Annotated in this window: 13 protein-coding genes; 3 read left to right on the top strand and 10 right to left on the bottom strand. The window is 61.3% G+C overall.

The genetic code is table 11. The annotated features are described in order from the left end of the window. Nucleotides 1–12: 12 nt before the first annotated feature. Both AB5Y80_RS11915 and AB5Y80_RS11920 read right to left on the bottom strand, forming a co-directional pair. Nucleotides 13–621: a glutathione S-transferase family protein gene (locus AB5Y80_RS11915; protein WP_223956550.1), complete on the bottom strand. Its 609-nt coding sequence runs from the start codon at nucleotides 619–621 to the stop codon at nucleotides 13–15. A 120-nt stretch (nucleotides 622–741) separates the two neighbouring features. After that, nucleotides 742–1197 (bottom strand): hypothetical protein, encoded by a 456-nt coding sequence (locus tag AB5Y80_RS11920; protein WP_286701145.1) that lies wholly within the window; start codon nucleotides 1195–1197, stop codon nucleotides 742–744. 200 nt (nucleotides 1198–1397) lie between these two features. On the opposite strand from AB5Y80_RS11920, the gene suhB reads away from it, so the two are divergent. Then, a complete protein-coding gene (suhB, locus tag AB5Y80_RS11925; RefSeq protein ID WP_039038754.1) occupies nucleotides 1398–2201 on the top strand; it encodes an inositol-1-monophosphatase in 804 nt (267 codons plus the stop codon). A gap of 100 nt (nucleotides 2202–2301) precedes the next feature. On the opposite strand, the gene AB5Y80_RS11930 is transcribed toward suhB, so the two are convergent. Together AB5Y80_RS11930 and AB5Y80_RS11935 are read right to left on the bottom strand one after the other, a co-directional pair. After that, nucleotides 2302–3177, bottom strand: a complete 876-nt coding sequence (locus AB5Y80_RS11930; protein ID WP_039038755.1) for an OmpA family protein — start codon at nucleotides 3175–3177, stop codon at nucleotides 2302–2304. Between the two features lie 68 nt (nucleotides 3178–3245). Continuing rightward, a complete protein-coding gene (locus AB5Y80_RS11935) occupies nucleotides 3246–5219 on the bottom strand; it encodes a methyl-accepting chemotaxis protein (protein WP_368172968.1) in 1974 nt (657 codons plus the stop codon). A gap of 145 nt (nucleotides 5220–5364) precedes the next feature. Between AB5Y80_RS11935 and rnt the strand changes: the two genes are divergently transcribed. Together rnt and AB5Y80_RS11945 are read left to right on the top strand one after the other, a co-directional pair. Continuing rightward, a complete protein-coding gene (gene rnt / locus AB5Y80_RS11940; protein ID WP_010675098.1) occupies nucleotides 5365–6027 on the top strand; it encodes a ribonuclease T in 663 nt (220 codons plus the stop codon). 226 nt (nucleotides 6028–6253) lie between these two features. Continuing rightward, a complete protein-coding gene (locus AB5Y80_RS11945) occupies nucleotides 6254–7576 on the top strand; it encodes a Na+/H+ antiporter family protein (RefSeq protein WP_368172969.1) in 1323 nt (440 codons plus the stop codon). A 63-nt stretch (nucleotides 7577–7639) separates the two neighbouring features. On the opposite strand, the gene AB5Y80_RS11950 is transcribed toward AB5Y80_RS11945, so the two are convergent. From AB5Y80_RS11950 to AB5Y80_RS11975, 6 genes are all read right to left on the bottom strand, one after another. Continuing rightward, nucleotides 7640–8833, bottom strand: coding sequence for an MFS transporter (locus tag AB5Y80_RS11950; protein ID WP_368172970.1), 1194 nt, complete (start codon nucleotides 8831–8833; stop codon nucleotides 7640–7642). A 104-nt stretch (nucleotides 8834–8937) separates the two neighbouring features. Then, complete coding sequence (locus AB5Y80_RS11955) at nucleotides 8938–9843, bottom strand: LysR family transcriptional regulator (protein ID WP_052816366.1); 906 nt, start codon at nucleotides 9841–9843, stop codon at nucleotides 8938–8940. Between the two features lie 208 nt (nucleotides 9844–10051). Then, a complete protein-coding gene (locus AB5Y80_RS11960) occupies nucleotides 10052–11968 on the bottom strand; it encodes a putative bifunctional diguanylate cyclase/phosphodiesterase (RefSeq protein WP_368172971.1) in 1917 nt (638 codons plus the stop codon). Between the two features lies 1 nt (nucleotide 11969). After that, nucleotides 11970–12452, bottom strand: a complete 483-nt coding sequence (locus tag AB5Y80_RS11965; RefSeq protein WP_039038761.1) for a molybdopterin-binding oxidoreductase — start codon at nucleotides 12450–12452, stop codon at nucleotides 11970–11972. 329 nt (nucleotides 12453–12781) lie between these two features. After that, on the bottom strand, nucleotides 12782–14680 hold the full coding sequence (locus AB5Y80_RS11970) for a DEAD/DEAH box helicase (protein WP_029314717.1): 1899 nt from the start codon (nucleotides 14678–14680) through the stop codon (nucleotides 12782–12784). Between the two features lie 180 nt (nucleotides 14681–14860). Further along, nucleotides 14861–15322, bottom strand: a complete 462-nt coding sequence (locus AB5Y80_RS11975; protein ID WP_368172972.1) for a hotdog fold thioesterase — start codon at nucleotides 15320–15322, stop codon at nucleotides 14861–14863. Nucleotides 15323–15407: the final 85 nt, after the last annotated feature.

Below are 15407 nucleotides of genomic sequence, written 5' to 3' on the forward strand. Positions count from 1 at the left end.
CAGGGGAAAGGATCAGGCCTGGGCGCTGGACCGGGCACTCACCCGTTCATGCCAGTCCTGCAAATGGGGCAGTTCGGGGGTGATACGCAGGCCGACCACCTTGCCAAAATCAATGGTACAGAGGGCAAGAATGTCGGCGATGGTGAAGCGTTCCCCCGCAATATAGGGCACCTCGGCAAGACGGGCATCCAGCTTGTCAAACCAGATCTGAGCCTGTTGCTTGCACTCCTCCCCCCATTCGGGGAAGACCCGTTCCCGGTCTTTGTAAAAACCGGTGATATGACGAAACGCCATACCGGTCGGCAGCCAGAGGTTGAACTCGATGAAGCGACTCCACATCTCTATGGTGGCGCGCTCCAGCGCGGTGCTGCCAAACAGGTTCGGCTCTGGGTGGAGCTCTTCAAAATAGCGGCAGATGGCCAGGGTTTCACTCAGACAGGTTCCGTCATCGAGTTCCAGCACAGGAATGCGCCCGGCCGGGTTCTTGGTCAAAAAAGCGGGCGCCAGGTTTTCCCCCGCCCCCAGATCAACCTGTTGATATTCCATCTCGACCCCCTTCTCCGCCAGAAACATTCTGACCCGACGGGCATTGGGGGCTCGTCTCAGCTCATAAACCTTCATGTCACCTCCGTCGACGAACACACGGTGAGCCGCTGCACAGGCCATAGCAAAGCGGCACAATGTCGGTCAGTTATGACAAATATTGTGCCGCTTGAACAGCCCGCATCGAGGGGGAGATGATTAGCTGCTCAGTACCCCTGGTTGGCGCTGGCGCAGCAAAATAAGACGGGAAAGCAGCGGGAAATAGGATTCAAACTTGCTTTGCAGCACCAGGCTGCAGGCAGGATCCGCCAGTTCGGCCTCATCCAGCAGAATACCGTTGGAGACGAAATAAAAATGCGGATCCCGAACATCCGGCCCCTGTGGAGCATGTTCATACTGTCGATGCACCAACAGGGGAAGCACCGGCAATCCCAGTGCACTGCCTCCTGCTGGCCAGAGCGGAACAGGCCAAGCAGCCCCCTCTTCTTCCAGCAGCAGTATCGCCGCTTCGTCCTTCGACGGTTGCCACTGCTGGGGCTGCGCCACCCGGACCTCGGTGACATAATCGCTCTCTTCGCTGGCGGCACGCAGTGCGGCCAACACACCCAGAGTCGTCCGCGACGACGGTTTCTGACTGACTAATGACAGATTCATGGCTCATATCCCTATGCTCACCACAGCCTGTTATCCGGCTGTCGCGATAAGACTAGTTGATTACAGGTCTTTATTGGAGCCGTCAGATCTGTCAGTCACCACCCTGACCGAATGAGGGCATAGCAGTTGCTATTCCCGAATATCTTGGTAAGATGTCGCGTCCTTTTATCCCCCGTTCTTTAACATCCAGTGGTGAACCTATGCATCCGATGCTGAATATCGCCGTGCGCGCTGCGCGCAACGCCGGTCAAGTAGTAGTAAAAGCCTTTTCTCAACCCGAGAACATCGAGGTTATCCAGAAAGGCAGCAATGACTTCGTGACCAACGTTGACCGTGACGCCGAAGCGGCCATCATTCACACCATCAAAAAATCTTACCCGGAACACAGCATCGTTGCTGAAGAGTCTGGTGAGATTGCCGGTACCAATCCGGACTACCAATGGATCATCGACCCACTGGATGGCACGACCAACCTGGTCAAGGGCATTCCGCACTTTGCCGTTTCCATCGCTCTGCGCGTCAAGGGCAAGACCGAACAAGCCGTTGTCTACGATCCCATCCGTGACGAGCTGTTCACTGCCACCCGTGGCAGCGGCGCCCAGCTGAACGGCTACCGTATTCGTGTCGGCAAGGCCAAAGAGCTCTCCGGCACTATCCTGGCCACCGGGTTCCCGTTCAAGCAGAAGCACCACATCGAACCCTACCTGAAGATGTTCCAGAGCATGTTCATCGAGTGTGCCGATATCCGTCGTGCTGGCTCCGCCGCGCTGGATCTCGCCTATGTGGCCGCTGGCCGCGTCGACGGTTTCTGGGAAATCGGCCTGAAACCCTGGGACACCGCCGCCGGTGAGCTGCTGGCCAAAGAAGCCGGCGCCATCGTCACCGACTTCGTCGGTGGTCACAACTACGAAAACTCCGGCAACATCGTGGTGGCCAACCCCCGCGTGCTGAAAGAGATGCTCGGCAAGATCCGCGAAAACCTGCCGGAATCCCTGGCCAAGTAATCCCGGATACCCGCGAAAAAAATGCCAGTCGGTTCGCCGACTGGCATTTTTTATTCCTGACTACAGCGAAAATCCCGCCCCTCTCGATGACTCAACGGGATCAGATAGTGCCGTTGCGTCCCATGTTGATCACCACCCGGCGGTTCTTGGCTCGGCCAGCTTCCGTTTCGTTGGAGGCCACGTGCTGTTTCTCACCGTGCCCTTCCACCGAGATCTTGCCCTCCTCGATGCCGAGATCCACAAACACCTGCTTGATGGCATCCGCCCGCTTCTCGGAGAGCTTCTGGTTTGGCCAGCGGCCGCCATAGCTGTCGCTGTAGGCGTCGATCACCACCACATCGATGCTCTTGTCTGCCTTCACATAGTCACCGATCATCGCCAGCCGCCGCTTGGAGGCCGGTGACAACTGATCGCTGTTCTTGTCATAGGAGAGTACGCTGAAGGCGATGTCGTTGAAGCTGTAGGGCAGCAAGCCACTCAGGCAGTCCATGAACGCCTGGTACTTGACCCTGAAATTGACCGACGAGAGCGATACCCGCACCGGCCTGTCCTGACGATACCAGTCGCGATACTGGAAAGTCGGCATACGCCCTCCCTCCAGCTCGTCCAGCATGGTCCAGGCGGTCTGCCCCGCCACCAGGCCGTCAAACTGCTGATAGAACTGCAACTGGCTGATCTGTCGCCCGGCCACCCCGGGACGCCAGCTGGGGGGCATGATCCCGAGGCTCACTGTCTGGGTACGCGCCTGGGGTCGCTGCCCCTTGAGCTCGAAATCCAGATTGATCTTGCGCCCGGCCCGGCTGACAAAGGCCCCGGTTCCCCAGCGGGGAATAGGATGCTCCAGCCTGCACTCCACCTGGGTATCAGAGGTCAGGCGCCAGACGGATTGATCCAGACCGGCGCCAAATTCGGTCACGCCCGCCTGCAGCTGCATACTCACTGATATGCTGATCAACCCCAACACCCAAGCATTCAACGGCTTGTCCTCCACACTATCTCGAATTATCTATCGGCAGCGGCAGGACAAGCTTTAGGTCAAAACGCTCAGTGGGGGGAAGAAGGGGCCATCAGCTTGAAGCTGGCGATGCGTCCCGCCAGATCCCGGGCCAGGGCATCCAGTTCGGCACTGTGTTGTTGCAGGGTATGGGAGTGCTGGCGATGGGCTTCATACACATCGCGGATGGTCATCACGTTTTGCTGGATGTCGTCGGTCACGTAACGCTGCTCCTCGGTGGCGGTGGCCACCTGGGCCGTCATGTCGCTCACCTTGCGCACCTCGTTGACGATGTCGGTCAGCTCGCTCCCCGCCCGTTTGGCCTCCGTCACGCTCAGACCTGCCTGTTCGGTGCCCGTGTGCATGGCAGCCACCGCCTCGTTGGCCCCCTGGCGCAAGCGGCCCAGCATCCGCTCTATGTCGTCCGCCGCCTGCTGGGTACGGGAGGCAAGCGCTCTCACCTCGTCGGCCACCACCGCAAAGCCGCGCCCGGATTCACCGGCACGGGCCGCCTCGATGGCGGCATTGAGGGCCAGCAGGTTGGTTCTGTCCGAGATCTGCTTGATGAGGTTGAGCGCTTCGCCCACCGACTCGGTATCCTGATGCAGGCTGTCCACCAGTTGCTGGGTATCACTCAGGGTACCCGCCACCTGCTGGATAGTGTGGATGGTCTGATCCACCTCCTTGTCACCCTGCTTCGCCCGGCCGATGGCCTGCTGGGTCGCCTGGGAGGTCTGGGTGGCGTTACGGGCAATCTCCGCGACAGTCGATGCCATCTCGGTGGCGGCAGTCGCCACCAGCTCCACCTGCCCGCATCCCCTGACTACGCCGGCATTCACCTCGGCAATGACCTCGGCCGAGCTGGCGGCGCTGCGTATCAGCACGTCACAGGAGTGGCGCACAGCCAGCAGCAAACTCTCCAGGTGCCCGAGGAAATGGTTCAGATCCCGCGCCAGGGCCCCCAGCTCATCCCCGGATCGCCAGTCGACCCGCACGGTCAGGTCGTTCTCCTGTACCAGGCGCTTGAAGGTCTGGTGCAGGGCCATGAAGCCCAGATGCAGATCCCGCACCACCCGCCAGCAGACGAAGGTGGTCAGGACGATGCACAGCAACACGCCAGCCGCCCCCCACCAGAAGTCACTGGCACTCCCGACCCGCATCTGTTCAACCCGCTCGAAGAGCTGTTGATAAAGGCTGTCTTCTATCTCCTTGAGCAGGCCTATCTTGTCGGTACTCAAGGCAAACCAGGCCTCTGCATCGACACCAAAACCGCCGCTTGCCGCCTTGTCCAGGGCCAGTTTCTCCATGGCGGCCACCTTGGCCACCACGGGTGAGGCGAGGCTGTCGTTCAGCAACTGACGCTGGGCGGGACTCGCCACCGCCTGGAAACGTTCGAGATAGGTGTTCTGGGCCGCCAGCAGGGAGATGAACTGCTGCAACAGCGCAGGCGTGAAGCTGTCACGGCCAAAGACGTTGCTGAGCGTCGCCCGCTCCAGTCCCGCACGCTCCTTGCTCTGCAGGAAGGCGGCGTAGGCATTCGTCTGCAAGGCGATGGTGGCATCCATGCTGTCGACGCTTATCTTGTCCACCACCGCCAGCAGGGCGGTCACGAGGCGGGTATAGAAGCCGACCTGTTCCGCCACCTCGACCCCCAGGGCGCTGACCCGCTCACGCATGGCGGTGAGTCCCGCCACTCCCTGCTGCACCTCGGTCAGCGCCAGCAAGGCAGGATCCTGATGAAAACGCTGCAACAGGCTGTCCACCACCTTGCGCTGGGCAGGCAGCGCATCGCGAAACTTGTTGCCGCCAGAGCCGAGGAAGCCGGCCGACATGCCGCGCTCCCGTTGCAGCTCATGGGCCAGCTGCGCCGCCTCCTTCACCACCGCCAGCGCGACCAGGGCGCCGCTCATCTCCTGTTCGACCCGATAACGTTCATAGACGTACCGGCCGGAGAAAAACAGCAGGGCCAACAGCGGCAGACAGACCACCAACATCATCTTGTGTGCCAATCCCAGCTTCTTCATCGTCCTCTCCCTCCATGGTTGACGTCGCCCATTATAAGCACAGGTGTTTCAAAATGGTCCTCTTGCCGTCCCATGGCGGCAGATAAGGGACAAGGGCCCGCTTTTTTGCCATAATGCCGCCTCCTTTCACGCCGACCGAGATACCATGACCGACGCCGTTCACACCCTCAAGGGCCGTTTTCGCGGCTTTTACCCCGTCGTCATCGATGTTGAAACCGCCGGATTCAATGCCAAGACCGATGCCCTGCTGGAAATAGCCGCCCACACCCTCAAGATGGATGAGCAGGGCTGGCTCGTCCCTGACCAGATCTTCCATTTTCATGTCCAGCCCTTTGAGGGCGCCAATCTGGAGAAAGCGGCGCTGGAGTTCACCGGCATCGACCCCTTCAACCCGCTGCGGGGCGCGGTGGACGAGAAGGAAGCACTCACCGAGATCTTCAAGGGGGTGCGCAAGGGCATGAAGGAGCAGGATTGTGGTCGCGCCATCATAGTGGCCCACAACGCCACCTTCGACCACGGCTTCGTGATGGCCGCCGCCGAGCGGGCCGGCCTCAAGCGCAATCCGTTCCACCCCTTCGCCACCTTCGACACCGCCGCCCTCTCGGGTCTTGCCCTGGGGCAGACGGTGCTGGCCAAGGCCTGTCAGAGCGCCAATATTCCCTTTGACAACAAAGAGGCCCACTCGGCCCTCTACGACACCGAGCGCACCACAGAGCTCTTCTGCCACATCGTCAATCGCTGGAAGAGCCTGGGAGGCTGGCCTCTGGCCAACCCGGATGAAACGACGGACACCGAAGACGAGGGCTGAACACTCCCAGCCCCTGCCCAGACAGGCTGCCCATGGCAGCCTGTCTGCATGAGGGGACCTGTCTGGGCAAGGAAGAAAGGCCATTTTCCCGGTTCCCGTTCACCGCCAGCAGAAGATGCGTCCCTTGGCCGGGATCTGCCGATTTTTTTCTCGACATTTAGCCTGTTTTTCGCAAACTAGCTGGCTTTCACACGACTGACAGCAACACAATCCATAAGGAAATCAAATGAATCCTGTTGTTATCGCGGTGGCGCTGATGCTGGTGCTCAGCCTGCTGCGGATCAATGTGGTGGTCTCCCTCGCCATCGGTGCCATCGTGGGTGGCCTGCTCGGCGGACTCTCCCTCGAGCAGACCCTCAGCACCTTCACCGGCGGCCTGGGCGGCGGTGCAGAAATCGCCCTCTCCTACGCTATGCTGGGGGCTTTCGCGGTAGCCATCTCCCGCTCCGGCATCACCGATCTGCTGGCCCGCAAGGTCATCAACCAGCTCGGCAAGGATGCCAGCAGCACCCGCATTCTCTGGGTCAAGAGCCTGCTGCTCACCTCGGTGCTCGCGGTCTCCATCTCCTCCCAGAACCTGATCCCGGTGCACATCGCCTTCATTCCCATCCTGATCCCGCCGCTGCTGCATGTCATGGCCCAGATGCAGATAGACCGCCGTCAGGTGGCCTGCGTCATCACCTTCGGCCTGACCGCTACCTACATGCTGCTGCCGGTGGGCTTTGGCGGCATCTTCCTGAACAACATCCTGGCCAAGAATCTCGTCGACAACGGCGTACCGGTGGAATTCAGCCAGTTGCCCCTGGCGATGGCCATCCCGGTATTCGGTATGTTCCTCGGCCTGCTCATCGCCGTCTTCTTCAGCTACCGCAAGCCGCGTCAGTATGATCTGGAGAAGATCCTGGCCGCCGAACCCGAGACGGTCGAGCTCAATCTCAACCACATCTGGGTCGCCCTGCTGGCCATCGCCGTGGCACTCGGCCTGCAACTGATGACCAACAGCATCGTGCTGGGGGCGCTCGCAGGCTTCATCATCTTCACCTGCGGCGGCGTCATCAAATTCCGCGAGAGCCAGGATGCCTTCACCCAGGGTGTGCGCATGATGTCCCTCATCGGCTTTATCATGATCTCGGCCGCAGGCTTCGCCGCCGTCATGAAGGAGACCCACGGGGTGGAGAGTCTGGTGCAGTCCGTCTCCAGCATGATGGCAGGTCACAAGGGACTGGCGGCCTTCCTGATGCTGCTGGTGGGCCTGCTCATCACCATGGGGATCGGCTCCTCCTTCTCCACCGTGCCCATCATCGCCACCATCTATGTGCCCCTGTGCATCCACCTCGGCTTCTCGCCCATGGCGACCATCGCCCTGGTGGGCACCGCGGGCGCGCTGGGGGACGCGGGTTCCCCCGCCTCCGACTCGACGCTCGGCCCCACATCGGGCCTCAATGCCGACGGTCAGCACGACCACATCTGGGACAGCGTGGTGCCAACCTTCATCCACTACAACATCTCCCTGGTGATCTTCGGCTGGATTGCCGCCATGGTGCTCTGAGACCATCCCGAGCAGACAGACAAAAGGCGACCCCGGGGTCGCCTTTCTTGTCTTGCACATGCCTCAGATGGTCGGTTGCAGACCCCGCCTGCCGACCAGGGCGCAGAGACAGGCAACAAGGGCCAACCCCATGCCGGCTGCTCCCACCCCGAGCCAGTGTCCCTGTTGCCAGACCAGCATCCCCAGGCTGGAGCCGAGGGTTCCCCCCAGGAACATGCCGGTCATGAAGAGGGTATTGATACGCCCCCTGGCCTCAGGTCTCAGACCATAGATGCGCTGCTGATGGGCGATGAGTGCGCTCTGCACGCCGAGATCCAGCAAGATGACCCCGCACGCCAGCCCGGCCAGAGAGAGCCACAGCTCGAAGCAGATCCAGGCAAGCACCACCAGCACGGCACCGGCCAATACCACTGGTCTGGCCCCCAACCGATCCGCCATCCGGCCTGCCAAAGGGGCCGCAACCACCCCAGCCACCCCGATAACCCCGAACAGACCCGCCATGTCGGCCCCCAACCCATAGGCAGGTTCGGCCAGGTAGAACGCCAGCACGGTCCAGAAGGCGCTGAAGGAGGCAAACAGCAAGGCCTGGGTCAGGGTCGCGCGGCGTAGGGCGGGCTCCTCGCGCCACAGACCGACCAGAGAGTGAAGCAGACGGCCATAACCGAGGGGAGAGCGCGGCAATCCGGACGGTATCATCCTGGCCATCAGCAGAGCCCCCGACAGGGCCAGGGGAATGGCCAGCCAGAACATGGCGCGCCAACTGCCATAGGCGGTGACCAGGCCAGCGACGGTGCGGCTGAGCAGTATTCCGGCCAGCAGGCCGCTCATCACGCTGCCGACCACGGCACCCCGGCGGGCGGGATCTGCCAGGGTCGCCGCCACCGGAACTATCTGCTGGGCCGCCGTGGCCCCGATGCCGAGCAGGACGGAGGCCAGCATCAAGGTGGTGGCACTCGCGGCCGTGGCCGCCAGCAGGGAAGCCAGCGCGATCAGTGCAAACTGCCCCGGAATAAGCCAGCGGCGCTCGACTACATCGCCAAGCGGCACCAGCAAAAGCAGACCCATGGCATAGCCGAGCTGGGTCAGCATAGCGATCAATGGCATGCCCGAGTGCCCGGGAAAGTCCTGCGCCATCACAGCCAGCATGGGCTGGTTGTAGTAGATGTTGGCAACTGCCAGGCCGCATGACAGGGCCATGGCGAAGAGCAGGGAGGTGCCGGGGGTTGCGGCCCCTCCGGCAGAAGGCGATGTACTCATGATCTTCTCCTCGTGGTAGAAGGGCTCCCGCCAGGACACGGGCCCCATGCGCACAGCCTACCCGGGGAGCGTCGCCACCAGTAGAGCGGTGGGGACCATAACAGTTATTCCGCTGGCGTATGCCCCACCCCGGGCAGGCCGGTCACGAATGCCAGAAAGGCGCTCGCCTTGGCACCGGGCTGGCGACCTGCCGGGAGCAGGGTCCAGAGCTCCTGCATGGGCAGTTGCCACTCGGGCAGCACCGCCACCACCTCGCCGCGGGCAAGCTCGGGGGCAAACATCCACTCCGAGGCGATACCGAGCCCCAGTCCTGCCAGCACGGCGGCGCGCATGCCTTCGGCCGCCGAGACCGTCAGCCTGCCTTCTCCGGAAACCACCCTCTCCTCGACGCCACGGCGAAATCGCCACTGCTGCCCCATTCCGGGCCGTGGACTGTAAAGCACCAGATCATGCTGTTGCAGGGCCTGAGGGGTCTCAGGCTCTCCTTTGGCGGCCAGATAGGCCGGCGTCGCCAGCACCCGCATGTCGCTTCGGGCGAGGCAGCGGGCGACCAGCGACGAGTCGGCCTGTTTGCCGATCCGCAGAGCCACCTCGATGCCCGCCGAAATGAGATCCACATTGCCGTCATCCAGCAGGATCTCCAGATCCAGTCCCGGGTGAGCCGCCAGAAAACCGGCAAGATGGGGAATGATATGCAGGCGGGCGAAGGTGACGGGAGCGCTCACCCGCAGGCGTCCGCTCAGCCCGGCCCGGCATTGCTGCACCATGGCATCGGCCTCGTTGACCTGGGCCAGGATCTCTCTCGCCCGCAGATAGTAGGCCTCTCCGGCCTCGGTGGGCGCCAGCCCCCGGGTCGAACGCAGCAACAGGCGGCTGCCAAGGTGCGCCTCAAGCTGGGCAATCAATCTGGAAACCGTGGGTTGCCCCATCCCCAGTCGGCGGGCCACCGCCGAAAACGAGCCGGTCTCCACCGCCAGCACGAACACCTCCATCACCCCCAAGCGATCCATCTTTGGCTCCTCTGCCCTGTGGCACTGTTCGTGGCACAAGGTAGCACCGGGCCTGTCCTCTCGCACCCTCGTTCTGGCAGGAGGCACAAGAAAACCGCGTAATGGGAGGTACTGCCATGGGAGAAAGGTGTCGGGATGAAATATCAACCAGGAACAATCGAACAGAGGGACTCGAAGACAAGGCTACAGGAGCTCGATTGCCCCAAGGCTAGCCCAGTGCCACTTCCTGAATGGCGGCGCTGTGGGCGAAATAGCGGTGACAGAACTGCATGAACTCCGGCAGCGGCAAGGGACGCGAGTAGAAATAACCCTGGATCTCATCCACCCCTATGGTGAGCACCGCCTTGAGCTCATCGCTGTTTTCCACCCCTTCCGCCACGACGCGCACCCCCAACTGATGAGAGAGGGTGGTGATGGTTTCGACGAAGAGCGCCTGCCGGGTGTCACTGTCGATCGCGGTGATAAAGGATCTGTCTATCTTGAGCTTGTCGAAATAGAGTTCACGCAGGTAAGAGAACGAGGACCAGCCGGTCCCGAAGTCATCGAGGGCCACCCGCACCCCAATCTGGCGCAGGGAGTGAATGATCTGCTTGCTGAGGGCGATGTCATCGAGGGCGATGGTTTCGGTCAGCTCCACTATCAACTGGTGCAATCCCAACGGACCATCACCCATCTTCTCTTCAATCTCCCTGGCCAACCCCATGTTGAACATGGAGTTGGAGAGGTTGATGGAGATCTCGAGCGGTGCTAGTACCTCTTTCGGGAAGCCGGACAGATCGAGCTGCATGCGCCGGATGATCCAGCCCCCGAGCGCCTCGCCCAACCCGTTCTCTTCTGCCAGCGAGATGATGTCGAGGGGGGCAATAAAGCCATATTCCGGATGATGCCAGCGGATCAGCGCCTCGGCCCCCAGCCTCACCACACTCTGGCCGCGCACGATGGGCTGATAGTAAAGGGCCAGTTGCGGGCATTGCGGGCAGTGGATAAGCTCCCGCAGCTCGGTCGACAGCCGGCGTTTGCGCTGATAGTGCTGATACATGCTGCTGGAGAAGAGCACATTGCGATTCAGCCGTTTGCGCTTGGCGCTGTCGAGTGCGATATCGGCAAACAGCAGCATCTCTTCCGGTGAATGATCCGGTTTCACGTACTGGCTGGTGCCCATGAAGACCCGCACCCGGTGCGCCGGATCGGCGGCAAACACCAGATCCGCCAGCTCGCTGCGCAGTTGCTCCAGAAACGGGAAGCGCAGATAGGTGGGCATGGTGCCGGTGATGATGAGGGTGAACTCGTCACTGCCGGTACGGGCAACGAAGATCCCCTGGCCAGAGGCGGCCTTGATCCGCGCCGCAAGCCGTTTGAGCAAGGCGTCCCCCACTTCGTAACCCAGACTGTCATTGACCTCCCTGAAATGCCCCAGATCCATGAGACAGACGGTGATGCTGCTGCGCCGACCGGGATGGCTGGTCCACTGCTGTAGGTGCTTGATGAGCGCCGCCCGGTTGGGGAGACGGGTGAGAGGGTCGTTCCACGCCAGAAAATGCTGGCGACGCACTTCGCGAAACAGCACCATCAACATCACCATGGTCGCCAACATCAGAAATCCCAGGATGAAGAAGTTCTGGGTTTTCGACTCGTTGAGCAGCTCGCGCTGGGCGATGGCAGAAGGCCCGGTGAAGTTTTTCACCATCACGTCCCGCACCCCGCGCATCTCGTCATCGAGCGCGGCCGTGAACATCTTGAGTGCGGGGGAATTCGGCTCCCCTTGCACCACATCCTGCTCATAGCGTTCGAAGAGAGCGAGGATCTTGCCGACCGCCTTGTCCGCACCGAATCGGGCCCTGACCGACTTTGCCTCCTCCCCGTGCAGGAAGACATCGAGCCGGTTCCAGGCAATGTCAAAGCGCTTGTTCATCTCCTCCCGGCTGGCGGCACCGGCACGATAGAGCTGCAAGCCCTCCTCGAAGGCGTGGATCTCCAGCTCGAGCTGAGCCAGTGCCCAGGCGGAGAGCTGGGTGTAGCGCGTCACCGCATTGAAAGCGCGGTCATAGTTCCAGACCGACCAGAGGGTCACCCCCAAAAAGGTGGTCACCATCAGGATCAGGCTCAAGAACTTGCCGCGCAGCATCTTATTTGCTCTCCAGCGCCGTCAGCTGCCACACCATCCGGCTGTGATAGAGCTCCTTGTTGAGTTCGGGATGGTCGGTGAGGGGATAAATGACCCAGAGCGGCCCCTTGTTGCGCAGAGTCAGCGCCTTGCCATCCTGCTTCTCGGCCACCAGCACCGGGTACTTCTCCCCGTCTTCCAGCGGCAGTGCGGCCCAGTATTCATTGACCGCGAGTGCCTTGACCTCCTGGCTCTTGAGACCGTAGATCCTGACCAGGTCCCGCAGCAACACCCCGCGATAGAGGTGCTCCCCCTCGGTCCAGGGCGTCCCCGTCTTAACCTCCGTCTGCGGCAAGGCCTCAAACTCGGCACGGGTCAGCACCACCTCCCCCTTGCCATTGCAGCACCCCGCCCCCGCAATTCTGAAGAAGGGCTCCTCCGCCAACACCATACCCGACACGAGCCATCCAGATATCAGCAACACCTTGCCAAGCCACTTGCCCATCACGCACCTCCCTGTCATACGGTTTATTTATTCATCTCACTCTGCTGACTCATATGCAAACAACAGAATGTACCTTCAGACCAAAGTCGCAGTCGTTTGCAACCAGCAACGATTCTGCGTCTTCCAAAAGTATCCAATCGCTTCCCAAAGAATGACACCAGGCGCCACCCCCAGGCAAATGGATTGCACCATTTTTCTTTCACTGGCTCCTCATCAAACCGGGTGCCCACCACGGCCGGAAAAAGGTGACAATCTTCGCTACGCATCTGAAAAACAGACACAAAAAAGGCCGCTCCATGGAGCGGCCTTCTCATCAGTGCAGTCAGGGTTTAGCTGTCGCGGCGCTTGTTGCCACCGAATTTGCGACCCTTGTCGAAACCGCCTTCACGGCGATCCTTGTTGAAGGGACGGTCACCCTGGGGACGGCGATCCTTGTTGAAAGGACGGTCGCCACGGAACGGACGATCACCGCGGGGCGGACGGGGAGCAGTGTTGCCGCCGGCCGGCACTTCGGTGTAACGGGTGATCTGCAGCGGACGCTGGCAGACACGGGCCTTCTTGATCACTTCCAGCACCTCGGCGCTCATGCCCTTGGGCAGATCGACGGTGGAGAAGTCATCGGCGATGTCGATGTTGCCGATGAAGCGGCTCTCGATGTTCGCTTCGTTGGCGATGGCACCCACGATCTGGCCCGGCTTGACGCCGTGATGGGCGCCCACGTCGACACGGTAACGCTCCATCTCCACGTCCGGGTTGTCTTTCAGCGGACGCGGCTCCAGGGACGGCATGCGACGGGCCGGACGATCGCCACGGTCACCGAAGTCACGACCGCCACGGTCGTTGAACTCACGACGCTCGAAGCCACCGCGATCGTTACCAGCGTTGAACACCGGATCCGGAATGGAGTCATCCAGCAGCAGCGGTTGATCGCCCTGTACCAGCTTGGCCAGTGCGGCAGCCAGCTCCAGCGGATCGGCAGAATCTTCTTCGATCAGCTCGTTCACCAGGTTGTGGTAGATCTCGAGCTCTTCACCCATCATGGTTTCGCGGATGCGCTCCTTGAACTTGGCCAGACGGTGCTGGTTGATGTCCTCGGTGCTCGGCATCTTCATCGGCTCGATGGCTTGACGAGTGGCGTGCTCGATGGCACGCAGCATGCGACGCTCGCGCGGTGCCACGAACAGGATGGCTTCACCCTTGCGACCGGCACGGCCGGTACGGCCGATACGGTGAACGTAGGATTCGGTGTCGTAGGGAATGTCGTAGTTCACTACGTGGGTGATGCGCTCAACGTCCAGACCGCGGGCGACCACGTCGGTGGCGATCAGAATGTCCAGCTGGCCCTGACGCAGCTTGTCAACGGTACGCTCACGCAGCTTCTGCGGGATGTCACCGTGCAGCGCTTCACAGGCGTGACCACGGGCAGCCAGCTTGCCTGCCAGCTCTTCGGCGGCGTTCTTGGTACGCACGAACACCAGCAGGGCTTCGTAGGATTCCACTTCCAGCAGACGGGTCATGGCGTCCAGCTTGTGCAGACCGGTCACCTGCCAGTAACGCTGACGAATGGTGGTGGCGGTCGCGGTCTTGGAGGCGATCTTGATCTCTTTGGGCTGCTTCAGGTGCTTCTGGGCAACACGACGGATCTGCTCCGGCATGGTGGCAGAGAACAGGGCAACCTGACGACCGGCCGGGCACTGATCCATGATCCAGTCCACGTCGTCGATGAAGCCCATGCGCAGCATTTCATCCGCTTCGTCCAGCACCAGGGCTTTCAGACCGGAGAGGTCCAGGTTCTTGCGACGGATCAGGTCCATCACGCGGCCCGGGGTACCCACGACAACCTGGGCACCGCGACGCAGGGCGCGGGTCTGGGTTTCGTAGGAAGCGCCGCCGTAGATGGGCAGCACGTGGAAATCGGGCATGTGGTGGGCATAGCGTTGGCACGCCTCTGCCACCTGCAGGGCCAGCTCGCGGGTCGGGGCCAGCACCAGGATCTGGGTGTTGCGGTTACCAGCTTCCAGACGAGACAACAGAGGCAAGGCAAAAGCAGCGGTCTTCCCTGTACCGGTTTGTGCCTGCCCCAGCAGATCGTGTCCCGCCATCAGGTGGGGAATTGCTGCGGCCTGGATGGGAGACGGGCGCTCATAGCCCACGTCCTGCAGCGCTTTCAATACGGGCGCGGCCAGTCCAAGCTCACTAAAAAGGGGCAGTTGTTCGGTATCAGACATAGATTCTTCCAGATTAAGGCAGGCGGCTAACACCGCGGAATAGCAAAAAGGCGGCGATTATAGCGCCACTTTGTTCTGCTGTCTTGAAAAATGTGATAGGTGTCTCAAGACGTTGGCAATTATAGAGGGATCTCGCGACTATGGCTTGCATATTTTTCACTCATGATGCGTTATTGCGGATCACGCTTCGCCAGAGTCCTTGTCCCGCTTGTGCTTGAGCACCGCCATGGTCAATCGGCTGGTGCACAATAAACGACCACGTTCATCGCGAATCTCGATCTGCCACACCTGAGTCGTCGCCCCCAGATGCAGCGGTGCGCAGCGCCCCGTCACCACCCCTTCTCGCTTGGCCCGTAGGTGATTGGCATTGACCTCCAGCCCCACGCAATAACTCTCCTCCCCCACCGCCATGTTGGCCGCAAGCGATCCCAGCGTTTCCGCCAGCACCACGGAGGCGCCGCCGTGCAGCATGCCGAGCGGTTGATGGGTGCGGTGATCCACCGGCATGGTGGCCTCCAGCCAGTCGGGGCCAAAGGCGGTGTAGACGATGTCGAGGTGGGCCATCAGGGTGTTGCGGGAGCTGGCATTGAGCCCCTCCAGGTTCATGGGTTTGCGCCAGATGGGGCTGCTTTCTTGACTCATGGTGAGCGGACTCCTTGCGTGATCAACGGGTTATCGCTGCGCTGTAGTGGCAAACCAGCAGTGTCGGCCAAAAGGGCACAAAAAA

Source organism: Aeromonas sp. R2-1 (genome assembly GCF_040908425.1).
Taxonomy (GTDB): domain Bacteria; phylum Pseudomonadota; class Gammaproteobacteria; order Enterobacterales; family Aeromonadaceae; genus Aeromonas; species Aeromonas caviae.